This window comes from Gemmata algarum, from assembly GCF_034097035.1.
In the GTDB taxonomy this organism is placed as follows: domain Bacteria; phylum Planctomycetota; class Planctomycetia; order Gemmatales; family Gemmataceae; genus Gemmata; species Gemmata algarum.
In genome coordinates, this window is the sequence record NZ_JAXBLV010000250.1 from 1 (window position 1) to 20,714 (window position 20,714).

General features: G+C 67.4%; 16 protein-coding genes. 8 read left to right on the forward strand and 8 right to left on the reverse strand.

Annotated elements, in window-relative coordinates:
• Nucleotides 1-427: 427 nt before the first annotated feature.
• Nucleotides 428-1,408 (reverse strand): DUF2156 domain-containing protein, encoded by a 981-nt coding sequence (locus R5W23_RS32160; protein WP_320689913.1) that lies wholly within the window; start codon nucleotides 1,406-1,408, stop codon nucleotides 428-430.
• 60 nt (nucleotides 1,409-1,468) lie between these two features.
• Between R5W23_RS32160 and R5W23_RS32165 the strand changes: the two genes are divergently transcribed.
• The gene (locus tag R5W23_RS32165; RefSeq protein ID WP_320689914.1) at nucleotides 1,469-2,602 is read left to right on the forward strand and encodes a sulfotransferase family protein; all 1,134 of its coding nucleotides are present in this window, start codon (nucleotides 1,469-1,471) and stop codon (nucleotides 2,600-2,602) included.
• 14 nt (nucleotides 2,603-2,616) lie between these two features.
• On the opposite strand, the gene R5W23_RS32170 is transcribed toward R5W23_RS32165, so the two are convergent.
• The 3 genes from R5W23_RS32170 to R5W23_RS32180 form a co-directional block, all read right to left on the reverse strand.
• Entirely contained in the window at nucleotides 2,617-2,895 is a 279-nt protein-coding gene (locus R5W23_RS32170) for a hypothetical protein (RefSeq protein ID WP_320689915.1), read from the reverse strand.
• Between the two features lie 313 nt (nucleotides 2,896-3,208).
• The gene (locus R5W23_RS32175) at nucleotides 3,209-4,336 is read right to left on the reverse strand and encodes a phytanoyl-CoA dioxygenase family protein (RefSeq protein ID WP_320689916.1); all 1,128 of its coding nucleotides are present in this window, start codon (nucleotides 4,334-4,336) and stop codon (nucleotides 3,209-3,211) included.
• Between the two features lie 52 nt (nucleotides 4,337-4,388).
• Nucleotides 4,389-5,921, reverse strand: a complete 1,533-nt coding sequence (locus R5W23_RS32180) for a GTPase family protein (protein ID WP_320689917.1) — start codon at nucleotides 5,919-5,921, stop codon at nucleotides 4,389-4,391.
• A 176-nt stretch (nucleotides 5,922-6,097) separates the two neighbouring features.
• On the opposite strand from R5W23_RS32180, the gene R5W23_RS32185 reads away from it, so the two are divergent.
• Nucleotides 6,098-6,586: an IS5 family transposase gene (locus R5W23_RS32185; protein WP_320689918.1), complete on the forward strand. Its 489-nt coding sequence runs from the start codon at nucleotides 6,098-6,100 to the stop codon at nucleotides 6,584-6,586.
• Nucleotides 6,587-6,830: 244 nt separating this feature from the next.
• On the opposite strand, the gene R5W23_RS32190 is transcribed toward R5W23_RS32185, so the two are convergent.
• The 4 genes from R5W23_RS32190 to R5W23_RS32205 all read right to left on the reverse strand — a co-directional run bounded on the left by R5W23_RS32190 (nucleotide 6,831) and on the right by R5W23_RS32205 (nucleotide 11,620).
• Nucleotides 6,831-8,048, reverse strand: coding sequence for a lysophospholipid acyltransferase family protein (locus R5W23_RS32190; protein ID WP_320689919.1), 1,218 nt, complete (start codon nucleotides 8,046-8,048; stop codon nucleotides 6,831-6,833).
• 18 nt (nucleotides 8,049-8,066) lie between these two features.
• Nucleotides 8,067-9,374 (reverse strand): glycosyltransferase, encoded by a 1,308-nt coding sequence (locus R5W23_RS32195; protein ID WP_320689920.1) that lies wholly within the window; start codon nucleotides 9,372-9,374, stop codon nucleotides 8,067-8,069.
• Between the two features lie 115 nt (nucleotides 9,375-9,489).
• Nucleotides 9,490-10,494, reverse strand: coding sequence for a bile acid:sodium symporter family protein (locus R5W23_RS32200; protein WP_320689921.1), 1,005 nt, complete (start codon nucleotides 10,492-10,494; stop codon nucleotides 9,490-9,492).
• A 610-nt stretch (nucleotides 10,495-11,104) separates the two neighbouring features.
• Nucleotides 11,105-11,620, reverse strand: coding sequence for a hypothetical protein (locus R5W23_RS32205; protein WP_320689922.1), 516 nt, complete (start codon nucleotides 11,618-11,620; stop codon nucleotides 11,105-11,107).
• Between the two features lie 498 nt (nucleotides 11,621-12,118).
• Between R5W23_RS32205 and R5W23_RS32210 the strand changes: the two genes are divergently transcribed.
• The 6 genes from R5W23_RS32210 to R5W23_RS32235 all read left to right on the forward strand — a co-directional run bounded on the left by R5W23_RS32210 (nucleotide 12,119) and on the right by R5W23_RS32235 (nucleotide 20,707).
• Nucleotides 12,119-12,736 carry a sigma-70 family RNA polymerase sigma factor gene (locus R5W23_RS32210; protein WP_320689923.1) on the forward strand — a complete coding sequence of 206 codons (618 nt, stop codon included), beginning with the start codon at nucleotides 12,119-12,121 and terminating at the stop codon, nucleotides 12,734-12,736.
• A complete protein-coding gene (locus R5W23_RS32215) occupies nucleotides 12,733-14,958 on the forward strand; it encodes a protein kinase domain-containing protein (RefSeq protein WP_320689924.1) in 2,226 nt (741 codons plus the stop codon). Before R5W23_RS32210 ends, R5W23_RS32215 begins: the two co-directional genes overlap by 4 nt.
• A 66-nt stretch (nucleotides 14,959-15,024) precedes the next feature.
• Entirely contained in the window at nucleotides 15,025-17,010 is a 1,986-nt protein-coding gene (locus R5W23_RS32220) for a dynamin family protein (RefSeq protein ID WP_320689925.1), read from the forward strand.
• Between the two features lie 86 nt (nucleotides 17,011-17,096).
• Nucleotides 17,097-18,407 (forward strand): Hsp70 family protein, encoded by a 1,311-nt coding sequence (locus R5W23_RS32225; RefSeq protein ID WP_320689926.1) that lies wholly within the window; start codon nucleotides 17,097-17,099, stop codon nucleotides 18,405-18,407.
• A 47-nt stretch (nucleotides 18,408-18,454) separates the two neighbouring features.
• Nucleotides 18,455-18,967 carry a zinc ribbon domain-containing protein gene (locus tag R5W23_RS32230; RefSeq protein ID WP_320689927.1) on the forward strand — a complete coding sequence of 171 codons (513 nt, stop codon included), beginning with the start codon at nucleotides 18,455-18,457 and terminating at the stop codon, nucleotides 18,965-18,967.
• A gap of 60 nt (nucleotides 18,968-19,027) precedes the next feature.
• On the forward strand, nucleotides 19,028-20,707 hold the full coding sequence (locus tag R5W23_RS32235; RefSeq protein ID WP_320689928.1) for a dynamin family protein: 1,680 nt from the start codon (nucleotides 19,028-19,030) through the stop codon (nucleotides 20,705-20,707).
• Nucleotides 20,708-20,714: the final 7 nt, after the last annotated feature.

Sequence of the window (20,714 nt, forward strand, 5' to 3'; positions counted from 1 at the left end):
TATCGTCCCCCGAAGACTACCTAGACCTGCACCCGCTGCTGTGGGACAAAGACCCGATACTCCAGGAGTTGATCGTCAAGGTGCTGCCGCCCCTGGGAATCCCGGCCGGATTACCGAAGACCATTACCACTGCGAAGCTCGCGGCCAAGTGCCGGACCGAGACCGCCGGGTGACGCTAGCCTACATCGGCTCCGGCCGGCAGACCGGTCACCCCCGCCGTACGTGAGGCTGGTCGCGGAGACCGTCCAAAATGGCCGCAAGTGGGGACGAGCAAGTCACCCCCGGTGTTGGCCATTTTGGACGGTTCAAGGAGGGAAGGACTGAGCCCAACACCGTGCGCCCCGCTAACGTCTACCCGGGTTTCAATGACGCTCGGCGAGCACTACCCGCTCGGTGGATTAACAGATCAAGCCCAACCATGAACAACCTACAGCGCGTTGCAGACTCGCGCCAGGCGTATCAGTTCGATCACAGGGAACTGCTTGCGGGTGGCGATGTAGATCTTCTCCGCCTCGCCGCGGTAGCGGACCTTGTGCTCGGCGATCCCCTTGAAGTTGTAAAGCCACTTGCGAGGGTAGAGGAATCGGGAGAGCCAACTGATTACGGGGTTGGCGGGGAACTCGCAATCCGTCACCCCATGGAAAGGCGCCGCCCCCAAGTGCAGCAACGTCTTCCCCTCGCGGCGGAAGACCTCCAAGGCGAACTTGGTGACGGCGTAGTCGAAGCCCTCTGGGGCGGTATCCAAGTACCGCTTGGCGTTCGAGAGGTAGCCGACCACCTCACCCGCTCGGTAGATCGGGTCGAAGAAGACGAAGGCCACGACGCCCTCGGGGCCGAAAACGAAGAACTTCCGCGTGTCGGCCTCCTCGGCGAAGACGATGGGCCGGGACAGGAATGTCGTCTCGCGGGTCTGGTTCCTCCTACCCAGTTTCCAGTGGTCGGAAACCCTCCTCACGCTCGCCCAGCAGACGACCGCCTCGGGCAGTTCGGCAATGCGGAAGCCGCTCCGGGGCAACACCCGCTCCGCGTAGCGGATGTGGAATTTGTTCGTGCCCGAGAACGTGTAGGTGGGGATTTGGAGCTGGAAGTCGGTCCCGAACTCGTTCACCGCGTAGCCGTGCCGCACGAGCAGCGCCGCCATCGGCCTTGAGACTTGGCAGAAGCAACTGTGCGGGTATTCTTTAAGAAACCGCCCGACCAGTTGCGGCCAGACGGGGGTGGGGGCCACAGGGTCGGCGAGCACGAACGGCGCCCCCAGGTACATCGCGTAGGCAAGGTAACCGTCATCGGTTTCGTAATACTTGAGCCCGGCTTGCAGCGTCGAGTACGCCAGGGAGAAGGAACCGTAGTGCCTGAGCTGTTCGATGCGCCTCGCGGGGTGCGGGCGCAGGCGGGAGCCGGTTTCCATCGAACCTCCGTATCGGAATGGTCGCCGCCCGCGGGGGCGGAATCGGCGAGGAGTTCGTCCGTGGCAGCGCCCGAGTCCGAACGTGCCCGGCCCCAAGAGCGGCGGATGCCGCGGATGTGGCTGGGCTTCAGCGCCCGGGCGTGGGCGCGGCTCTTGGTCCGCAACCGGTTCGCGGTCGAATTGCCCTACTACCACGTCCTCGCCGCCGCCAGCGCGGCTAGCGTCGTCAACTCCGTCCTGGGTGTGGTGCAGGATGTCTGGTTCGGCGGCCGCGTCCGCAGGACGCCGATCCGGCACGCCCCCCTGTTCGTGCTGGGCCACTGGCGGTCCGGCACGACCCTGCTCCACGAGCTGCTGAACCTCGACCCCCGCCACAACTTCCCCAACACCTACCAGTGCGGCGCGCCGCACCACTTCCTGCTGACGGAGAAGTGGCTGACACGCCTCCTCTGGTGGCTCATGCCGTCGCGCCGCCCGATGGACGGCATGGAGAACGGCTGGGGCAAGCCCCAAGAGGACGAGTTCGCCCTGTGCATGGTCGGGCAGCCGTCGCCGTACCTGACCCTCGGCTTCCCCAACCAGCCCCCGCAGGACGAGGACGCCTACGACCTCGTAGGGATGCCGCCCGGCGCCCCCGCGCGCTGGGAGCGGGCGTTTCTGAGGTTCCTGCGGCAGTTGACCGTCCGGGACCCGCGCCGGCTGGTCCTCAAGTCGCCGACGCACAGTTGCCGCATCCCGACGCTCCTCAAGCTCTTCCCCGGCGCGCGGTTCGCTCTGATCGTGCGGGACCCCTACGAGGTGTTCCCGTCCACGGTCAACTTGTGGAAGACGCTCTACGCGGCGCACGGGCTCCAGACCCCGCACTTCGCCGGGCTGGAGGAGTACGTGCTCGCGACGTTCAGCCATTTCCACGAGCGCCTGGAGGAGGGCAAGAAGCTAATCCCCGCGGGGCAGTTCCACGCGCTGCGCTACGAAGACCTGCTCCGCGACCCTCCCGGCGAGATGAGCCGGCTCTACGGGGAACTCGGCCTGGGCGACTTCGAGGCCGTGCGGCCGTGCGTCGAGCGGTACTTCCAGACCCGCGCCGAGTACCGGACGAACCGCTTCGGCCTATTGCCCCCGGAGGTGCGGGTGCAAATCTCGCGGCGCTGGGCCGCGGCCATACGAGAGTACAGCTACCCATTCCGCGACTAGCCGCAGGCCGCCCATCACGGCTTCACCGCGCCTTCAGCCCCGCAAAGCAGGCTCACCGCATCGACTAGAGCCCGGAGAACCTCGGGGGCGTCCATCTGGTGGTCGGCCCCGACCTTTACGAGCCGGCCTTCGGCGGCGAACCCGCGCCGGCCGAGTTCGGCCACGACAGCGGCCATGAACGAGGCGTCGGGGTTCCCCGCAGGGAGCAGGTTGTCCGCCAGCAACTTGACGCTGTGCCTCAGGTCGAACAGTTCGTCCTTGGGGGCGTGGAAGACGATCGTCCGGGGCTGCACCGTCGTGCAGAACCGGAAGTCCGAAGATGCAGTCGAAGTGTCCGGTGTCTTCCACGAACAATGGTTCCGCCACGAGGCCGATGGCGAGGGCAGACTCTTCGATCCGCTGAAGTACCTCCTCATTGACGCCCGGCCGGTGCGCCCCCCCCCCCCCCGCGGGCTTTCGGCGATGAACGCGTCGTACACCACTTGTTCGACCCGCTGGTGCGAGAAATGTACCCCACGCCGTCGAAATGATCTATCGATTGTCAACTAGATAGATATTATCTATTCGGCTAAGATGAAAGCAGTTCGGCCCGTTCCTGCCATGTCGTTAGCCATGTACTTGGGGATCGACCTTGTCTCCCGGCGGGAAGGGAACGAACTCGCGGTTAAGCCCCGCCGTGTCGTTGCCCCTCAGTACGACGGTGCCCCAGCGCGTCAGGTCGTACGTCTCGTTGAGGTAGCTCACGCGGTGGACGGGCGCGTCGCCGTAGGCCACCACCTCGGGCGGGATGACGCGAAAGGCCATCCCCCGGCGGAGTCGGCTCGATCGGTTGGGCGGCGACCCGTGGGCGGTCTGTTCCGTGAAAATGACAAACTGACCGGCCTTCATCTCCATGCTCACCACTTTCTCCGGGTCGATGGGGCAATCGAATTCGAAGCTGGCAGCACCGAAGCCGCCCCGGTTGCTCACCAACCGGATGGTGTTGATGCGCCGGTGCGAGCCTGGGACGAACTGGAGGCACCCATTGGCGAGATCCACGTCATCGAAAGCCACCCAGACTCCCAACTGGAACAGGACGTTCAGGTCGGGCGGGTAAAGCGCCGGCCGATAGACGTGTTCCAAGAGGTAGGTGCTCGCCTGGTGCCACGCGACCGCCGGGGCACCGGGCGGCTTGATGAACACCTGCGACCGCCACATGAGGAGGTTCGGTCCCATCAACTGCGCCAGGCGTTCCGTGAGAGCGCACCGGCAAGCGAGCCGGTAGACCGACTCGCAGTCCAGGTGCCGGTCGCGGCCGGTGCGAAAGCCGTAAACCCTGGACGGCCGCTCCATGTCACGCAGGACTTCCTCGCGGAGGGCAGCCATCTCTTCCGGCGGGCACAGAGTGAACGGACCGAGGAAACCATTCTCGTAGAACGAGCGCACCTGATCGTCCGACAGCCGATACTCTGGTGGTGCCTCGACGCGCGGGGCGAAGTCCGCCGGCGCTTCGAGGCACGCCGGTTGGTCGATGTAGACGCGGCCGCCCAGCGAGAAGATGTAGACGCGCAGCATCTCCGCGCTCCACGCGTCCGTGAACCTGCGGATCCAGGCCGGATATACGGCGCGGAGGAAGCGGAACGGCTTGAGCAGCAGCAGCACCGCGGGGACCGTCCCGAGGGCGAGCCCCCCCCGCCGGACGATGGCACGGAACCGCCTCCCCGACGCCGGCGGCTTCTTTCCTTTCAGGTCCACTTTCGACCGCCTTTCCTTTCAGGGCCGCACACCGAGACCGGGCTTGTAGGCGTCAACGCCCGGTAATCGCCTTCAACAACAGTTGCTTGCCCACGGCAAGCAACTGATCGACGACGCGCGGGCTTTTCTGTTCGCCCAGGCAGCGCAAGAACGCCACGGCTCGGGCCTCTCCCAACAACTCGCTCAGTTGCGGCAAGAGTTCCTCTTGAACGCCGTGAGTCTTTCCTTCGGCCGTGCAGACCGGCGCGAACGCGGCCACCGGTCCGAATTGCTCGCGGACGATGGTCACCGCTTCGGCGATCGCCTTTTCCTTCGGCTTCGTAGGGCGACGCCAGTCGTACGGCGGCGACCATTCCGTCGCCGGCGGGAGGAGGTCGGTGTGCGTCAGGACGACGAGGATCGGCGGCATCTTCAAATCAGGCCGGGTCGAAAACCATTCGCGGAGTCGCCGCAGCAATTGGATGTCTGCGTCGCGTGCCGGCTGCCGCCCATCGATGGTCAAGCAAACCGCGTCGGCCGCGAGAGCTACCTCGAGCGCCGTGTCAAACTGGTCGGTGGGCAGACCGCCCCGTCCGTAACCGGTCACCTCGAGCAAATCCAACTCCGCGGGCCAGCCGGTGGCATGGAGTTCGTACCGGTTCACGCCGTCTGCCGCCAAGGTCACCTCGGTGAGGGGCCGGCGCTCGCCGAGCAGCGCGTGAATGACCCTGGACTTCCCGGCCTGGACCTGCCCGAGGAAGGCGATCGTCACCGTCCGCGGCTCCGCGCCGCGGTCGGACCCGACTCCCGCGTTCACTCCCGCGCCGCTCGGTTGCGACTCGCGTTGCCCAGCCATCAGTTCGCGGTAGCGCGTCGCGCCGATTTTGAGCCGACCGCTGTAAAGCTCGATGAAGTAGTGCCCCATCTGCCGGATGAAGTTGACGTGGAGCCAGAGGACGACGTTCTCCTTGAACAACCGGCTCGGCTTGCGAAGCCCCGTTTGTGTTGCGGCGTAGCGGATGCCGGTCTGCACGGGGTCGACGGCTGCCGAAACCGCCCACAGCGCCTGCCTGCCCAACTGGTACCATTTCGCGGCTGCCTTCACCTGCCGGAAGTGCTCGATGGTGATCAAGTGGCTACCGGGCAGATAGGTCCGGCTCAGTTCACCCAAATCATGCGCCGCCAGTTCCACGACGGTCAGCAGTTCGGGAATCGTAAGGTTGCCTATGGGGTTGGCGGCGTTCGGGTGGTAAACGGCGGCCAATTCTTCGGCCAATCCCTTGGCGACATCGACGTACAGGTACAAACGACCCGGCTCCAGGTCGGGTGCCTTTTCGGCCCCGTGAATGCGCTCCTCGACCGTCTTCCAGGCGAGGCGGTCGCGGTCGGTGTAGTGCAGCGGCGGTGGCTCCTCGGCGACACGCCGTTTCGCGGCTTTCTGCCAGTGGGAGCCGAAGAGGTAAGCCAACACCCAGCAACAGAGCATCGGCCACGAGACCCAGAAGAGCCATCCCGTGGACAGGAGGTAGTAAAAGCCGACGCCGACCATCACCCCGAGCGGGAGCGACGCGAGCAGGATGACGACGATCAGCTGGTTGGGCTTCACGATGAGGCTCCGGTGGTTCCGCGCCAGAGGCGCGGTGGGTGGAAAAACTACAGGATACACGATTTATCTATAAATACAATTAATATATGTCCATATACAATGGCGATTGTCCGGGTAAGAGGCCGTCTAGAAATGGGGACACGTGGTGATCATCTGTCGATGCATACCATTCTGGTATGAGTACCACCCGGCCGGCATATCCGAGCGACCTGACCGATCTCCAGTGGTCCAACATCGGGCACCTGTTCCCGGGCGCCGACCGACCAGCCGGAGGCCCCGGGCGGAAGATCACGTACCCTCGGCGGGAGATCGTCAACGCGGTCTTGTACCTGGCCCGGGGCGGGTGCTCGTGGCGCATGCTCCCGCATGATTTCCCGCCATGGAAGACGGTGTCGTACTACTTCTACACGTGGCGCGAGGCCGGGGTTTGGGAGCAGATGCACAACGCGCTCCGGGCCGAGATCCGGGCGTGCGACGGACGGGAATCGACCCCGAGCGCCGGGATCATCGACTCCCCGTCGGTGAAGACCACCGAGGCCGGTGGCCCGAAGGGGTACGACGGGGGCAAGAAGGTATCGGGCCGCAAGCGGCACGTGCTGGTGGACACGCTCGGGCTGATCTGGGGACTGGCCGTGTTGCCGGCGTCCCCGACCGACTGGGTATGATGTAGACCACGGGATAGGTTGCCATCCTACACACGTAAAACTCCCAACACACGATAAAGACAGCGCAGCCATCAAACGGATATTCTGCAAGCCGATTGCCCAACTTCGCGGCTGGGGCACGGCCGCGGGCTGCTGACAAACCGACTCGGTGTGACCGTCCATGAGAACCTCCGCGATGATGTTTCCCTTGGTAGACGTTCCACGCCGCTCGCGCAGCCAGTCGCCGGGTCGCGGAGTCGTTGAACTACGCCCCGCCCCACGGGAACGTCTTCCACGGCCCGTAGTCCGAGATCAGCCCGTCGAGCAGTTCCTGGACCCGGTCGCGCATCGTAGCGGTGAGCCGGCGCGGGCTCTCGGTGCCCTCAGGGTACACGGGCACCGGCGGCCCGAAGCGGAGGTACGCGCACCGGCGCCCCCGCGTGGCGGCGGTGACGGCGCCCAAGACGTCCTCCTCGAGTTTGTCCACGATCTCCGCCAGGTGCTCGAAGGTGGCTTCGTCTTTGTCGTAGTCGTGCCGGTAGCTGTGGAGCTGGGCGACCACCTGAAGGTCTCGCAACTGGCGCTCCGCGTCCTCGACGGCCGCCTGATCTGAGGGCGCAAGTGCCTTCTGCTGCACCGCCCGGCGGCGGAGCTGGGCGACGCGCCCGGGCACGTCTAGGCGGCCGGGATTGAGTCCGCGGTCGGATTCCAGGCGTCCGAGGATCGCCTGGAACACGGCGGCCGCCCGCTCACCGTACGGGCCGGGATGCGCGAGCCCGCCGTACTGCTTCTCCCGCAATTCCAGAACGCCCTCGCCGACCCGCCGGACGCGACCCGCCAGCGGCAGGTGCGATTCCGGCGGCCAGCCCAGCTTTTCCTCCATCAGTGAGAGGAGTCGCGAAAGCTCGGGCAGCGGCTCCCGCTTGTAGCGGTAGGTGACGGCGGCGGGCACCCACACGACGGGCCGCCCCTCGCTCCGCGCGGCGGCCTGCGCGAACAGCGACGCACCGGCCCGGAACGGGGCGACCCGCTGGTAGTGGTGGTTGACGTGCCCCTCGGCGAACACCACCAGCGGGTGCCCGCCCGCCCGGAGCACGCCCACGGCCTGTTCGTAGGCGGCCTCGTCCGCCCCCTCGCGGTCGATGCTGAAGCACGCGTGCCACTGGAGCACCCGCTGGCCGATCCAGGGCCGCAGGTGGAACGACTGCCAGTTGGCGATGAAGTAGAAGTAGTTCCGCAGCAGTTCGCTCGCCTTCAGGAGCACCAGCGGGTCGGAGTGGGCCGCGTGGTTGCACACGACCAGCACCCCGCACCCCTGGCGGAGCGCCCCGCGGACGTGCTCCAAACCCTGGACCTCGACGCGCGAGAGGCGCTCCCAGAACCGCCGCCGGAGCCGGCGGTAGGGGCCGGCAAGCCACAAGAACACCCGGCTGGGGCGCGGCTCCCACCAGCGCGGCGGCGTCATGTAGGGAATGTTGTCCACGGCGACTCCCCCCGGCGGTCACGCCCAGAACCCGTTGCCCGACGACAAGCGCTTCGACCGGCGGACGATCTCGCCCACGGCGTCCACCGCCCGGCTAATGCCGTCCTCCGAGCGGATCTCCTCGCCCAGGCGGCGTGCCTGCTCGCGGAGGTCGTCGCGGCCGACGCAACTCTTCAGCCCGTCAACGAGGCGCTCGGTCGTCAGTTCGTTCCGGGGGATCGCCCGCGGGCCGGCACCCAGTTCGAACACGCGGCGCCCCCAGAAGAACTGGTCGCCGAAGAAGGGCACCAGCAGCGACGGCACTCCGGCGCGGAGCCCGGCCGCGGTGGTACCGACTCCCCCGTGGTGGACGACCGCGGAGACCCGCGGGAACAGCCAGCTGTGCGGCACGTCGCGGACCGCGAGGACCCGGTCCGGCGCGCTCAACTCGCTGAGCGCGCCCCAGCCCGTCGCCAGGATGCCGCGGAGCCCCGCCCGCTTGAGCGCCCGGGCGACCAACTGCGTGAACGCCACGGCGTCCCGATTCTGCATGCTGCCGAAGCCGACGTACACGGGCGCAGGCCCGTCGCTCAAAAACCGCTCCAGCGCCGGCGGTGGGCGCCACCCCTGGTTCTCTAGGAACCAGAAGCCCGTCAGGTACTGGTTGTCCGGCCAGTCCCGCGGCCGGGGCACGATCCGGGAGCTGTACCCGTGCAGGGTCGGCATCTCGTGGAGCCACCGGCGCAGCGGCGGGCCGAGCAAACCGAACGGCGGGAGGCCGAGTGCTTCGCGCCGCGCGCGGTTGATCGAGGCGCGGAGCAGCCGCCAAAGGTTGGCGGCGATGAAGACCGAGCTGGCGAGGTTGTAGAAGGAGCGGCCGGGCACCCACGCGGGCAACTCGGGGACGAAACAACTCGCCAGGTGCCGGCTCGGGCAGTTCGGCAGGTACGCGGTCCCGCAGACGGGGACGCGGAGCTTCTCGGCGATCGAGATCGCCACCAGCGGGGCCGTCGGGGCTACGAGGATCAGGTCGGCACCACGGCACGCGGATAGCCCCTCGACCATCAGCCGGGTCATGATCGGAGCCCGGAGGCGGGCGAACTCGCGCAGGTAGGTGAAGGGGTTGCTCCCGGCCTTCATCATCCTGCGCACCCGGTACTCCGCGTGCAGCGCCCGCGAATCGCCCCCCATTGGAGCGAAGTCCAACCCCTCCTGGGTGACGAGGTCGGCGAAGTCGTCGTGTGTGACGAGGCGGACGTCGTACCCGGCCGCGGCCAGCCCCTTCCCAAGGGCAACATAAGGTTGGACGTCGCCGCGCGTTCCGGTGATGGGGATTGCGAGCTGCACGCTCGGTTCCTTCAGGTGTGGATATCGGATGTACCGGTTCCGAAAGGCAATCCTGTTCTGGGCTGTCGTGTTTGGCGCCGCGGGGCACCAGGGCTCAATTCTTGGGCCGCAAGAATCAGCTCTCCGGTGCCACCTCGGTCGCAGCGCGGGGTGCCGGGCCAGCCGGCATACCTCGGAGGGCCGGCTCCGGAGGGGCATAGCGGAACTGCAGGGCCACGAGGATGCCGGCTACCGCCGCGGCTCCCGCGTAGAAGAGGATCGTCCAGAAGACGCCGGCCAGCACTCGCTCCACCCCGTCGTCCAGCGACGCCTGCCCCTGCGCCAGTTGACGTTCGAGCAGCGACTCGCGGATGATCGCCAGCACCGCCAGGCCCAGGTTGATGTTCCGCATCGTCACATCCAGGCCAATCGACAGGCGGTTGGCCCGCGGCCAGCCCAGCAGACGAAAGGGCCGCATGCTCAACTGTTGAGAGGCTACGCAGAACAGGATAACCGCCACCGGCGCCTGCCAGCCGTACGCGAAGGGACGGGCGCGGCCGCTGCCGATCGAGCCGATGATCATCGCGACGACGATCGCCGCGCCGATGCGGAAGCACCACTTCGGAATCTGGTGGCGGTGCCGTGGGACGCGCTGGCCCAGCCAGGCCCCGACGGATAGCGGCAGGATCAGAAACAGCAGCAGTTCCTTGAACACCAACCTGAACGGCACCTGGAAGTCCGCGGGCAAGTAGTTGGATACCAACAGGCTCATGAGCAGCGGCACGGTCACCAGCGACGCGAGCGTCCCGAACGAGTCCAGACTCGCGGAGAGCAGCAGGTTCCCCTTCCCGATGTAGGCGAAGAGCTTGGGGAGCGAGCCGCTGGGCATCGCCGAGAGCAACACCAGCCCGACCGCGATGCCGGGTTCGAGGTCGAACAAGTTAATGATTGCCACTGCGATCAGAGGGGAGAGCACGAACTGGCACGCCCCCCCCACGAGTACCACTTGCGGCCGCCGCACGACGCCCAGGAAGTCCCGCGGGGTTAGGGTCGCACCCATGCCCAGCATGAAGAACACGAGTTGCACCGGCGCCATCAACTGCTCGTATCGACCGTAATCGCGAAAGAATTCGGCGACCATCCCATCCTCCACATTCCGCTGCAGGTCAAACAGTGTCGTAATGGAGAGTTCAAAGAGCCCAAGCGGGTTCTGGGATTCAGGCAGGCTTAGACTCAATACCGTTCAACGGAGTTCGGGACCAAGTTAAGAAAGTCCTTGAAAGCAAGGCGCTCGACGTTTCGCATCTGATCGCGAGGGGCGCACGCTGAAATCGACTGAACCGTCTGCCCAGACGACCCTTGCGCCGGTTTCATTGCGGCGCCTATTGAACGGTATTGGGCTTAGACTGCTACGTTCGCAAAGTTCAGGCATTTTATTCCCTTCGCAAACCCGAAGCTCAGCGCGACCGCGTTCGAGTTTCTGCATCGGAATCACCTGCGTTCGTTCCAGGTTTTTAGTTTCTTGTACAGCAAGGGGCGACAGCATTCAACGAGCCCGTCCGCCGACCCGCGGGAATGGGCGGGCAACTCGCCCTGCCCTTACCGGCTTTCCGCTTCCCAGCCCCGCCGGAGTTTGGCAGCAGCCACGGTCCGGCTGTTTCTGTCTGTTTAGTGGCCCAGGCGTTACTGCTTGGGCCACAACAAACCAAGACACAGACACACGCACCCGGACCGTGAATGAGGGCGCCCGCTCAGGCGGCAGGTTCGAGCTCCGCCTGACCACACAAGGCGACGCGGCGGTAGTCCAGCGCGGAAAAGATCTGATCACCGAGCCGGGCGGTGAGGATGAGGCCCGGCCGTTCGGTCGTCACCGGTTCGAGCTGGAAGTCGTAACTCAAGACGACGACTGGGTACGGTAACTCCAGTTGCCGAAACTCGCCGAGGTACCGCCGGCGCCCGTGGGCGTCGAGGAGCAACTCGTCCAAGGCGACGAACAGCACGGCCGCCTCGCTGGGGAGCCCGTCTTTCGGAAACAGGGTCTGCACGCTCAGGCCGTACGCGGCGGCTAAGTCGGCGACCTGCCCCCCCCGGTCGGGGTCCGTCGTGAGTACGTAAGCCTGCCGGTCCCGGCGGTCGTACCGCAGCACGGCCGGGTAGGACGCATGGGCGTGTTGAGACGCCTGCGTTGCGGTCGTCGCCTCAACGCCACGATCGTGCGTGAACGAATGCTTGTTGGCAGCGAGGGCCGGGATCAACGTCGCGGGCATGTTGGATTCCTCTGAACTGTTTACGACATGGTTGCTCTCTTTTTTCTGACGTGGGGTGGTGAGAGCGATCACCCTCCGCACCAAGACGGGCGGAGTCGGTGCGTTTTTGGGGCGCGGCTTTTTTCGACTTTCCGGTCCGCACCGCCGCGATTCTGCATCGAAACCCGTAGCGAGCTACTTCCGGTCGCCCAAGTATCTTTGGAACGTGGGAGACGGGCCCAGCTCTAATTCGCCGGACTTTCCCGGGTTAGAGTTCGGCAAGGCTGGTTTGCGGTGGCGAATTGCGGACGAGCGTTTTTTCAACCGAGTCGCTTGCGTCACACCCGCGCGGCGAGATAATTTCATTCGTACTGGACCAACAACTGGAGCATCGAATTCAACCGCGGTGGGGGTCGTTCACCGACGGCGGGGACGCCGGCCACATCGCGAATCGAAAAAAGTGCGGAATGCGCGCCCCGAGTTGGCCGGGGCTACGCCTACAGCGGGGGGGAGGCGGTCATGGCGGAGTCGGCTGACACGGGCACGCTGATGAAGCAGTTGCTGACCCAAGCACTCGGCGGCGACCAGAAGGCACTGGGGCAATTGCTCATGACCTACCGCGGCTACCTCCGCGTCCTCGCGCAGCGCGAGATCGGCGGCAAACTGGACGCGCGCCTCGACGCCTCCGACCTGATCCAACAAACGTGCCTCTCGGCCGTTAGGAACTTCAAGAAGTTCAAGGGCAAGGGGCTCCCGGAGTTCAACTTGTGGCTCCGGCAGATCCACCAGCGGAACGTCCAGGACGCCGTGCGGGAGCACGTCCTCGCGGCCCAGCGGGCGCTGAACCGGGAGCAGCGACTGGAGTTGGGTGCGGAGGGGCGACTCGCGGAGCCGAGCGAGCCATCGCCCAGCGGCCGCGTCATGGCGAGCGAGGAGGCCGCGGTGCTCGCCAGCGCGCTCGAAGAACTCCCCGACGACCAGCGCGAGGCCGTCCGGCTGAAGCACCTGGAGGGGCTGTCGCTGGCGGAGGTCGCCGACCGCATGGGCCGCTCCGAGCCCTCGGTGGCTGGGCTCCTCAAGCGGGGGCTCCAGGCACTGCGGGAGAAGCTTTCGGCCGCGAACCAGGGGGCCAAGTGAATAAGCCCAGCAACCCCGACCCGGCGGAAGACCTCCGGCTCGAGCACGCGATCGCCCAGTACCTGGGGCGGGTGGACGGCGGCGAGGCGGTGGACCGAGCACGGTTCGTCAAGGAGCACCCGAGCTGCGCCCGCGGCCTAGAGCAGTACTTCGAGGCGATGGATCAGATCGAGCGGATGGCCGGGCCGCCCCTCCGCGACACTCCCGAGCACAAGGTGCCCGCGTCCACCGCGTCGTACCGGAGCACCGCGAGCGACGCCTGGGACGGGAAGGAGTTCCCCTTTCCCTTCGGTCGCTACCGGGTGATCCGGCGACTGGGCCGCGGCGGCATGGGGAGCGTGTACCTGGCCCACGACACCCACCTCGACCGCGACGTGGCCCTGAAGATCCCCCAACTGGGTGGCCAGGAGCGGGAGCCGAAGTGGACGGAGCGGTTCATCCGCGAGGCCCGGATGAACGTCCGTCACCCCAACATCTGCACCGTCCACGACGCCGGTGTCCAGGACGGCCAGCCGTTCTTCAGCATGGCCTACATCAGCGGGCAGCCGCTCTCGGCGCTGATCACTCCCGAGAGCCTGATGCCCGAAGAGGAGGCAGCCGCGCTGGTGCGGACGGTCGCGCTGGCCCTGCACTCCGCCCACCAGGCCGGCATCGTCCACGGCGACGTCAAGCCCGCCAACATCATGATCGACGACGCGGGTACGCCGGTGGTGATGGACTTCGGCCTGGCCCATCGGCACGCGGCCGGGGCGCTCACCACCGCCGGCAAGATCGCCGGCACCCCAGCCTACATGTCCCCGGAGCAGGTGGAGGGCGACCCGGAGAGCCTCACCCACTCGACCGACATCTACAGCCTGGGCGCGACGTTCTACGAGCTGCTGACCGAGCGGCGGCCGTTCCAGGGCACGCTGACCCAGATCCTGACCCAGATTCAGAACCGCACCCCGCGGCCCCCGTCGCAACTGCGGCCCGGCCTCGACCGCCAACTGCAGACGATCTGCCTGCGGATGATGGCGAAGCGGCCCTCCGACCGCTTCGCCAACATGAGCGACGTCGCGACGGAACTGGACCGCTGGCTGAAGCAGCGGTCCTCGCGGTCCGAGACGGCCGGCGAGCTGAAGCACCTGCGCCGGCAGGTGGGGATGCTGGGCCTGGGCACGGCCGCGGGGTTCTTCGGGCTGGGCCTGTTGGACGCCGTGGCGCTGCTGTCGCCCCACCATCACGACGGGCCGGCCCCCCCCCCCGGCGACCACGCGGACGACCACCTCGGCGCCCGCGCCGACTCCCACGACGCCGGATGGCACTCGCCCTTCGAGGATTTGATCCCCGCGCACACGCCGGTCGAGAAGGCCGACCCGCACTTCGGCACCCCCGAGCAGGACCGTGTCCACTGGGACGGCCAACAAAGCTACGAGGACACCTGCGCGATCCGCTGCCAGGAGTACATCCTCCAGCAGTTCACCGGGGCGGACATCCCCGAGAAGGTGTTGGTGAACGAAGCCATCGAGCACGGCTGGTACACCCCCGGCAGCGGCACGCCCATGCAGGACGTCGGCAACCTCCTGGAGCTGCACGGGATCGCCGTGAACCGCTTCACCGACGCGTCAGTGTTCCACCTCGCCAATGAGCTGGCCCAGGGGCACAAGGTCATCATCGGGGTCGAGCCCGGCCAGCTCTGGGGCCACAACCCGACGATGGACTCGCTGCTGACCGACCTCCACGACCACTTCGGGCTATCCGGCGCCGCGGACCATGCGGTGGTGGTCTCGGGCATCGACACCACCGACCCCTACCACGTCAAGGTCGTCGTCAGCGACCCGGGCGACGGCCAGGCGGTGGCGAGCTACCCGCTCGAGCAGTTCCTGCACGCCTGGCAGGGGAGCCACTTCTACATGGTCGCCACCCAGGAGCCGGCCCCGCCGCACCTGCCCGAGATGCAGCACTTCGACTACTCGACGGGGCACATCCCCTCCATCGCTGACATGCTCTACGAGCACTTCCTCGACCTATTCGGCCACCACCACGAGGTCTGGGAGAGCTACCTGTTCGACTTCTGCCTGGGCGCCCACCACTCCGACGACCACAGCGCCGGCCCGGACGTCCACGACCACCACGACTCCGCGGACCACGACCACGACCACCACGATGATCACGACCACCACGACTGGCATCCGGGCCACGAAGACGACCACGACGACCACGACGCGAGCTTCGGCTCGTGAGCCCCGTGCGAGCTACCCGACTTTTGAAGCGTCAACCGTTCCCCCAACCGGGCCGAGGCGAGAGGGATGAGCGATCTCCAGGAGCGCATGGACCAGTTGCGGCTGGGCGTCCTCACGGCCGTCGACGGGCTGCTCGCCCGCGCCGCGGAGTACCAGCTCGGCTCCCCGCCCGACGCACTGGCGGTCTGCCGCCGCCGGCTCGACTCCAACGCCTACCAGGTGCTGGTCGTCGGCGAGGTGAAGCGCGGCAAGAGCAGCTTCATCAACGCCCTGATCGGGCAGAAGATTCTGCCGACCGACGTGGACGTGGCGACCTCGCAGGTCTTCCGCGTCAGCCGGGCCGCGCAAGAAGCCTACCGGCTCCGCTTCGAGGACGGCAGCGAGAAGTCAGTCGACCGGAAGGATTTGCCGCTGTACGGCTCGCAGGTCGTGGCCGACGCAGGGGGCACCCCCGGCCTCAACCAGATCATCCGGTGGCTCGAGGTCGACGTGCCGGTGCGGTTCCTGCCGCCCGGGGTCAGCATCCTCGACACGCCCGGGCTCGGCGGCCTCTACGAACTCCACGCCGAGATCACGCACCGCTTCATCCCCGAGGCGGACTCCGTCGTCTTCGTCCTCGATTCCAGCCGGCCGATCATCGAGGCGGAGCTGGAGTACCTGGAGACGATCCTGGGTGCGACGCGGAACGTCTTCTTCATCCAGACCAAGTTCGACCTCTTCCGCGGCAAGGAGTGGCAGGGGGTGCGGGCGCGCAACCAGGAGATCCTCCGGGAGCGGTTCGGCGACCGCCTGCTGGACGCGCGCGTCTGGCCGATCTCCAGCCAGTTGCTCACCGCGTCCGTGACGAAGGGCGACGAGGATTTCGAGATCGCCAGCAAGCACCGCGAACTGGCGCCGGCGCTGAAATCGTTCCTGTTCCGCGCGGCCGGCTGGACGCGGGCGGCGGAACTCTTGATCCTCGCCACGGAGTTTCACGCATACGGTGTCCGGCTCCTCGAGGAGCGCCACAAGACCCTCGTCAGCGAGTCCAAGCAGAAGCGGGATGCGTTCCAGCGACAGCTCGCCGAGCGTAAGGACACCTTTCTGAACGACTGGGGCGACCGGGGGCGGAAGCGGCGCGAGCTGCGGGAGGGCGTCAAGCGGCTCGCCTCACTGGGCAAGGCCCAGATCTCCCAGTTCCTCTCACGGGGCGGCGAACTCGAAACGTTGCTGCAAAACTCCATCACCGCGGCCGACTCCCCGGAAGCGCTCCGCGCGGTCGCGGACCGCATTTCCAGCGACGCCGGCGCGCGGGCCATGCGGGCGTGGCGGGAGATCTCCGGGCGGTCGTGGAGCCAGTGCCTCCAGCTACTGGCTCCGCTCCTGAAGGACGCCGAGGACGTGACCGCGCCGGACCGGGGCGCTCCGGTCGAGGGGCTCCCGGCCGGCGGCGCGTCGCCGCAGATCGCGCGCGACTGGTACTCCAAGATCAAGAGCGCCCGCTTTGACTTCGCTACCGGCCTCTGGGCTGGCGGGCTGACCGGCTCGGTCGGGGGTGGCCTGCTGGTGGCCCTGGGCGCCATCAGCCTGCCCCTGGTCGCGCCGCTGGCCGCCGCGGCCGGCTTCATCGCCGCGGTGTGGGCGACCGTCCGCGGGAACAAGACCGCCAACCTCAACCAGCTCAAGGCGGCCAAACAGGAGGTCGCCCGGCACGTTACCGAGGTGTGCCAGAAGACGCGGCAGCACTTCCTCGAAGTCAACATGGCCGCCGGCACCTTCGGCCCCGTCGACGAGTACTTCAGCGAACTGGAGCGGATCGCCGAGGACCAGGTCGAGCGGTTGACCAGGACCAAGGCGGCCGACACCGAAGCCGAGATCGCCCGGCTCAAGCGCGAGGCGGAACTCTCGGAGCAGGACCGCAAGGCCGAGGCCGAGCGGGTCCGCCTGAAGATGATGGCCTGGAAGACGGCGGGGCAGGGCCTGAACGAACTGGCGGAGAAGCTCAAGGCGCTCGACCAGGCCGCGGGGGGAGCCCAGCAACCTCCCCCGCCGCCGGGAGCGAACCCGGCGTGAAGGCGGCAACAACGTGTTTCTCGGGAACCGAACCGCGCCGGGCGCGGTTCAAACGAAGTAGCCCCGTGGGAGTGCGAGGCACAGCCATGACCGTGACTCCGCCGTTCCTGGGCATCGACTTCGGTACGTCGAAGAGCACGACGGCCTGGTTCAACCCGCGCGCGCGGCAGGCCGAGGTCATCAAGAACGCCGAGGGCGAGGACAAGACCCCTTCGGTGGCTTACTTCGGCCCCGACTCCGTGCTGGTCGGCACACCCGCCGAGAACATGCTGGAGGACGAGGAGGAGCGAAGCCGGGTGTTCGTCGGCATCAAGCGGCACCTGGCGAAGTCCATGCGGCTCGCGCTGCCGGATCTGCGGACGGTCACCCCGCTGGAGGTGGCGTCGGAGGTGATCAAGCAGCTTAAGCAGGACGCGGAAGCCGGTCACTTCAAGGAGCCGGTCGAGCGGGCCGTCCTGACCTGCCCGGCCGCTTTCACGGAGGCGGAGCGCAAGACGCTGACCGAAGCTGCGGCCCGCGCCGGGTTCCGCACGGTCGAGCTGCTCGAGGAACCGGTCGCGGCCGCACTGGCTTACACGCGCGCCGGCCTGAAGGTGGAGGGGCACGTCCTCGTCTACGACTTGGGCGGCGGCACGTTCGATCTGGCCGTGCTGGCGCGCGAGGACGACGGCTTCCGGCTGGCATTCCCCCCGAAAGGGCTGCGGAACTGCGGCGGCGACGACTTCGACCACGCCATCTACGACCACTGCGACGAACTGGCCCGGAGTACCCTGAACCGCACCATCAGCGGTGAGGAGAGGACCGACCTGCAGTTCCTCCGCCTCTGCCGGCAGCGCAAGGAGAGCCTCACGAGTCGCGAGCGATGCGAGTTCTCCTCCTTCCTGCCGGGCGGGGTGCGGTTCAAACACACCCTTGACCGCGCGACGTTCGAGGGTCTCATCGCCCGGCACGTCCAGGAGACCGTCCGCCTGACGCGGGCGGCCGTGGAGGAGGCCCGCGACCAGGGCTACCCGGTCGGCACCGTCGTGCTCATCGGCGGCGCGTCCCGCGTCCCGCTCGTCCGCCAACTGCTGGCGAAGAGCGCGGGCCTCCCGGCCGAGCCCGAGCGCTGGCAGCAGCAGGATGTGGCCGTTGCCCTGGGCGCGGCCTACCACGGGCAGGCGCTGTGGGGCGTCCGCGACGAACCGAAGCCCCAGACGCAACCCGCACCGGGCAAACAGGGGGCGCCCCTCACCTGCCCCGAGTGCGCCTCCCAAGTCTCCGCGACGGCGGTCCGCTGTTCGGAGTGTGGCTACCCGATGCGCGGGGCGCAGAAACGAGTTTGCCCCGAGTGCAACAACGGAGTCTCACCGGGCGCGCCAAAGTGCCCGGGGTGCGGGTACCCGTTGAACCGCTAGAGCGCGCCTCGAATCCGTCCCACAGTCTCGCGTAAAATGAGTCCCCCATGGCACTGGTCCTCTGCACAGAGTGCGGGAAGAACGTCTCGACGCTGGCGACGTCCTGCCCCCACTGCGGGTGCCCCCTCTCGTTCGCGGACAACACCAGCCCACCGCCCACGGCGCCCCAGCGGCCGGCGGCCCAGCCGGCCGAGGACAAGGGCGCGCGGCTCCGCGAAGAACTGGCGCGGTTCAAGAGGCGCTTCGCGGCGGCGACGGTGGACCTCGACGGCCCCGCGTCCGACAGCGAGGTCTGGCGAGAACTCCTCGACAAAGAGGAGGAACTGCTCACCGCCGTCTGCGGCTGGGAGCGCTACCGCTCCCTGATCGACTCGGCGAACAACCTGAGGAAGCTCCACACCCTTGTCGAGAACACCCTGCCCAACACCGAGCGGAGGGCGGCGCGGCGCCGGGAGCGCGGACGGGCTCCCCGCCCCGGCCACGTCCTCCACGACGACCAGTACGAGAGCGAACTCGCCTCGCTGAAGCGCCGGGTCGAGGGGATCGAGTACCGCGCCTGACCGATCGCCGGCCGCGGCGCGACTCGCCGCGGTGGGCGGACTCCACCGGAGGGGTTCCCCGTGAGAGACGTGCAGGAACGGCTTTGCTACCTCCTGCGGGGCACGGCCGAGGGCATGCGCCAGTCGGGCGCGCCCGGCGAGGCGGCCCTCCAAATGGAGCGGCTCGCCGGGCAGGTGGAGCAGCCCTGCGAGGTGGCCGTCGTCGGCCGGGTCAAGGCCGGCAAGAGCACGTTCATCAACGCCCTGCTGGGCGCCGAAGACGAACTCGCGAAGGTCGGCGCCACCGAGACGACCGCGACGATCAACTACTTCCGCTACGGAATCCCGGACCCGGCCCGGCCCGTCCGTTGTTACTGGCGCAGCGGTCAGACGGAGGACGTGAGCCGCGACTTCCTCGACCGCCTCCAGGGCAACGACCTGGAAACCCTCCGCCGGGCCGAGGGCATCCACCACCTGGAGTACCGCCTGCCCAACCGCTTCCTGGAGCAGGCGGTCCTCGTGGACACCCCCGGCCTCGGCGCGGTAGTGGACACCCACCAGGACCGGACCGCGGAGTACATGAACCTCTATAACCAGCTCCGCCACCGGCACGACCTGGAGACCCAGGAGCTGGACAGCCGGGCCGACGCCGTCATCTACCTGACTGACGCGGTCGCCCGCGTCACTGACCGCGACTTCCTAGACGACTTCGGGCAGGTCACCCGCGGGCGGTCGCGCGCGCGCAACGCGATCGGGGTGCTAGCCCGCATCGACCAGCAGCCGGAAATCCTGAGCCGGAGGCACGACCTTGCCGCCAAGATCGCTCGGCAGTTGGAGCAGAGCCTCAACACCGTGCTCCCCGTCTCGGGCGGCCTCCAGTTCGCCCTGAACCGGCTCCTCGCCCGCGAGAAGGCCGGGCTGAACCGCCTGGTCGCGGCGTTCTCCCGCGTCCCAGCGGAAACGGCCGAAGCGCTCTTGGCGAGCGAGGAGTTGTACCTCGTCAAGCGCTGCCTGTTGAGCGCCGAGGAGCGAGAGCAGTTGCTGGACGATAAGATCCCCTGGACGGTGTTCACGACTATCGTCCGCAGGGTCGTGGCGGCCCGCCTCTCGACCGAGCGCCTGGAGGAGGAGTTAACCGAACTCGCCGGCTTCCGGCCCCTGAGGGACGCCCTGGACCGCCACTTCTTCCAGCGAGCCGCCTACCTGCGCTGTTTCAGGATCGTGAACGATGCCCGGGCCGTGTTGGATAATATCCGTTTCCGGGAGTTGCCGAAGGCGCGGTCGCGGGAGCGCGAGGACCAGACCCGGCGGGACCGCTTCCTGGCCTTCATCCGCGGCACCGGCAAGGGCGGCGCGGTGGCCCAGGAGTTGGAGGAATTCGTCAACCGCACCCACGAGGCATCTCGCCGCAGTGAGCGACTCGAAAGTGACCTGCGCCGCTGGAGCGGGGAGTTCGACCGGCTGTTCCACGACCTCGAAGAGCACAACGCTGACTTCGAGGTGCTTCAACTCCTCGAGCAGCAATCCGAGCTCTTCACCGGTGCGGAGCTGGACGAACTGCGGCCGCTATTCGGGCTCTACGGCCTGGAGAATGAGAAGCGTCTCCCCTCCGGTCAGCGCACACTCAGTGAGATCGCACGATTCCAACAGCGCTGGCACAGGGTCGCCCTGGAGCAGCGCAACAACCTCCGGACGCAGATCGCCGAGCGAGCCGTGGTACGGCTCGGTTTGATAGTGGAGGCAATTCATGCGCCTCGATAGCCCTTAG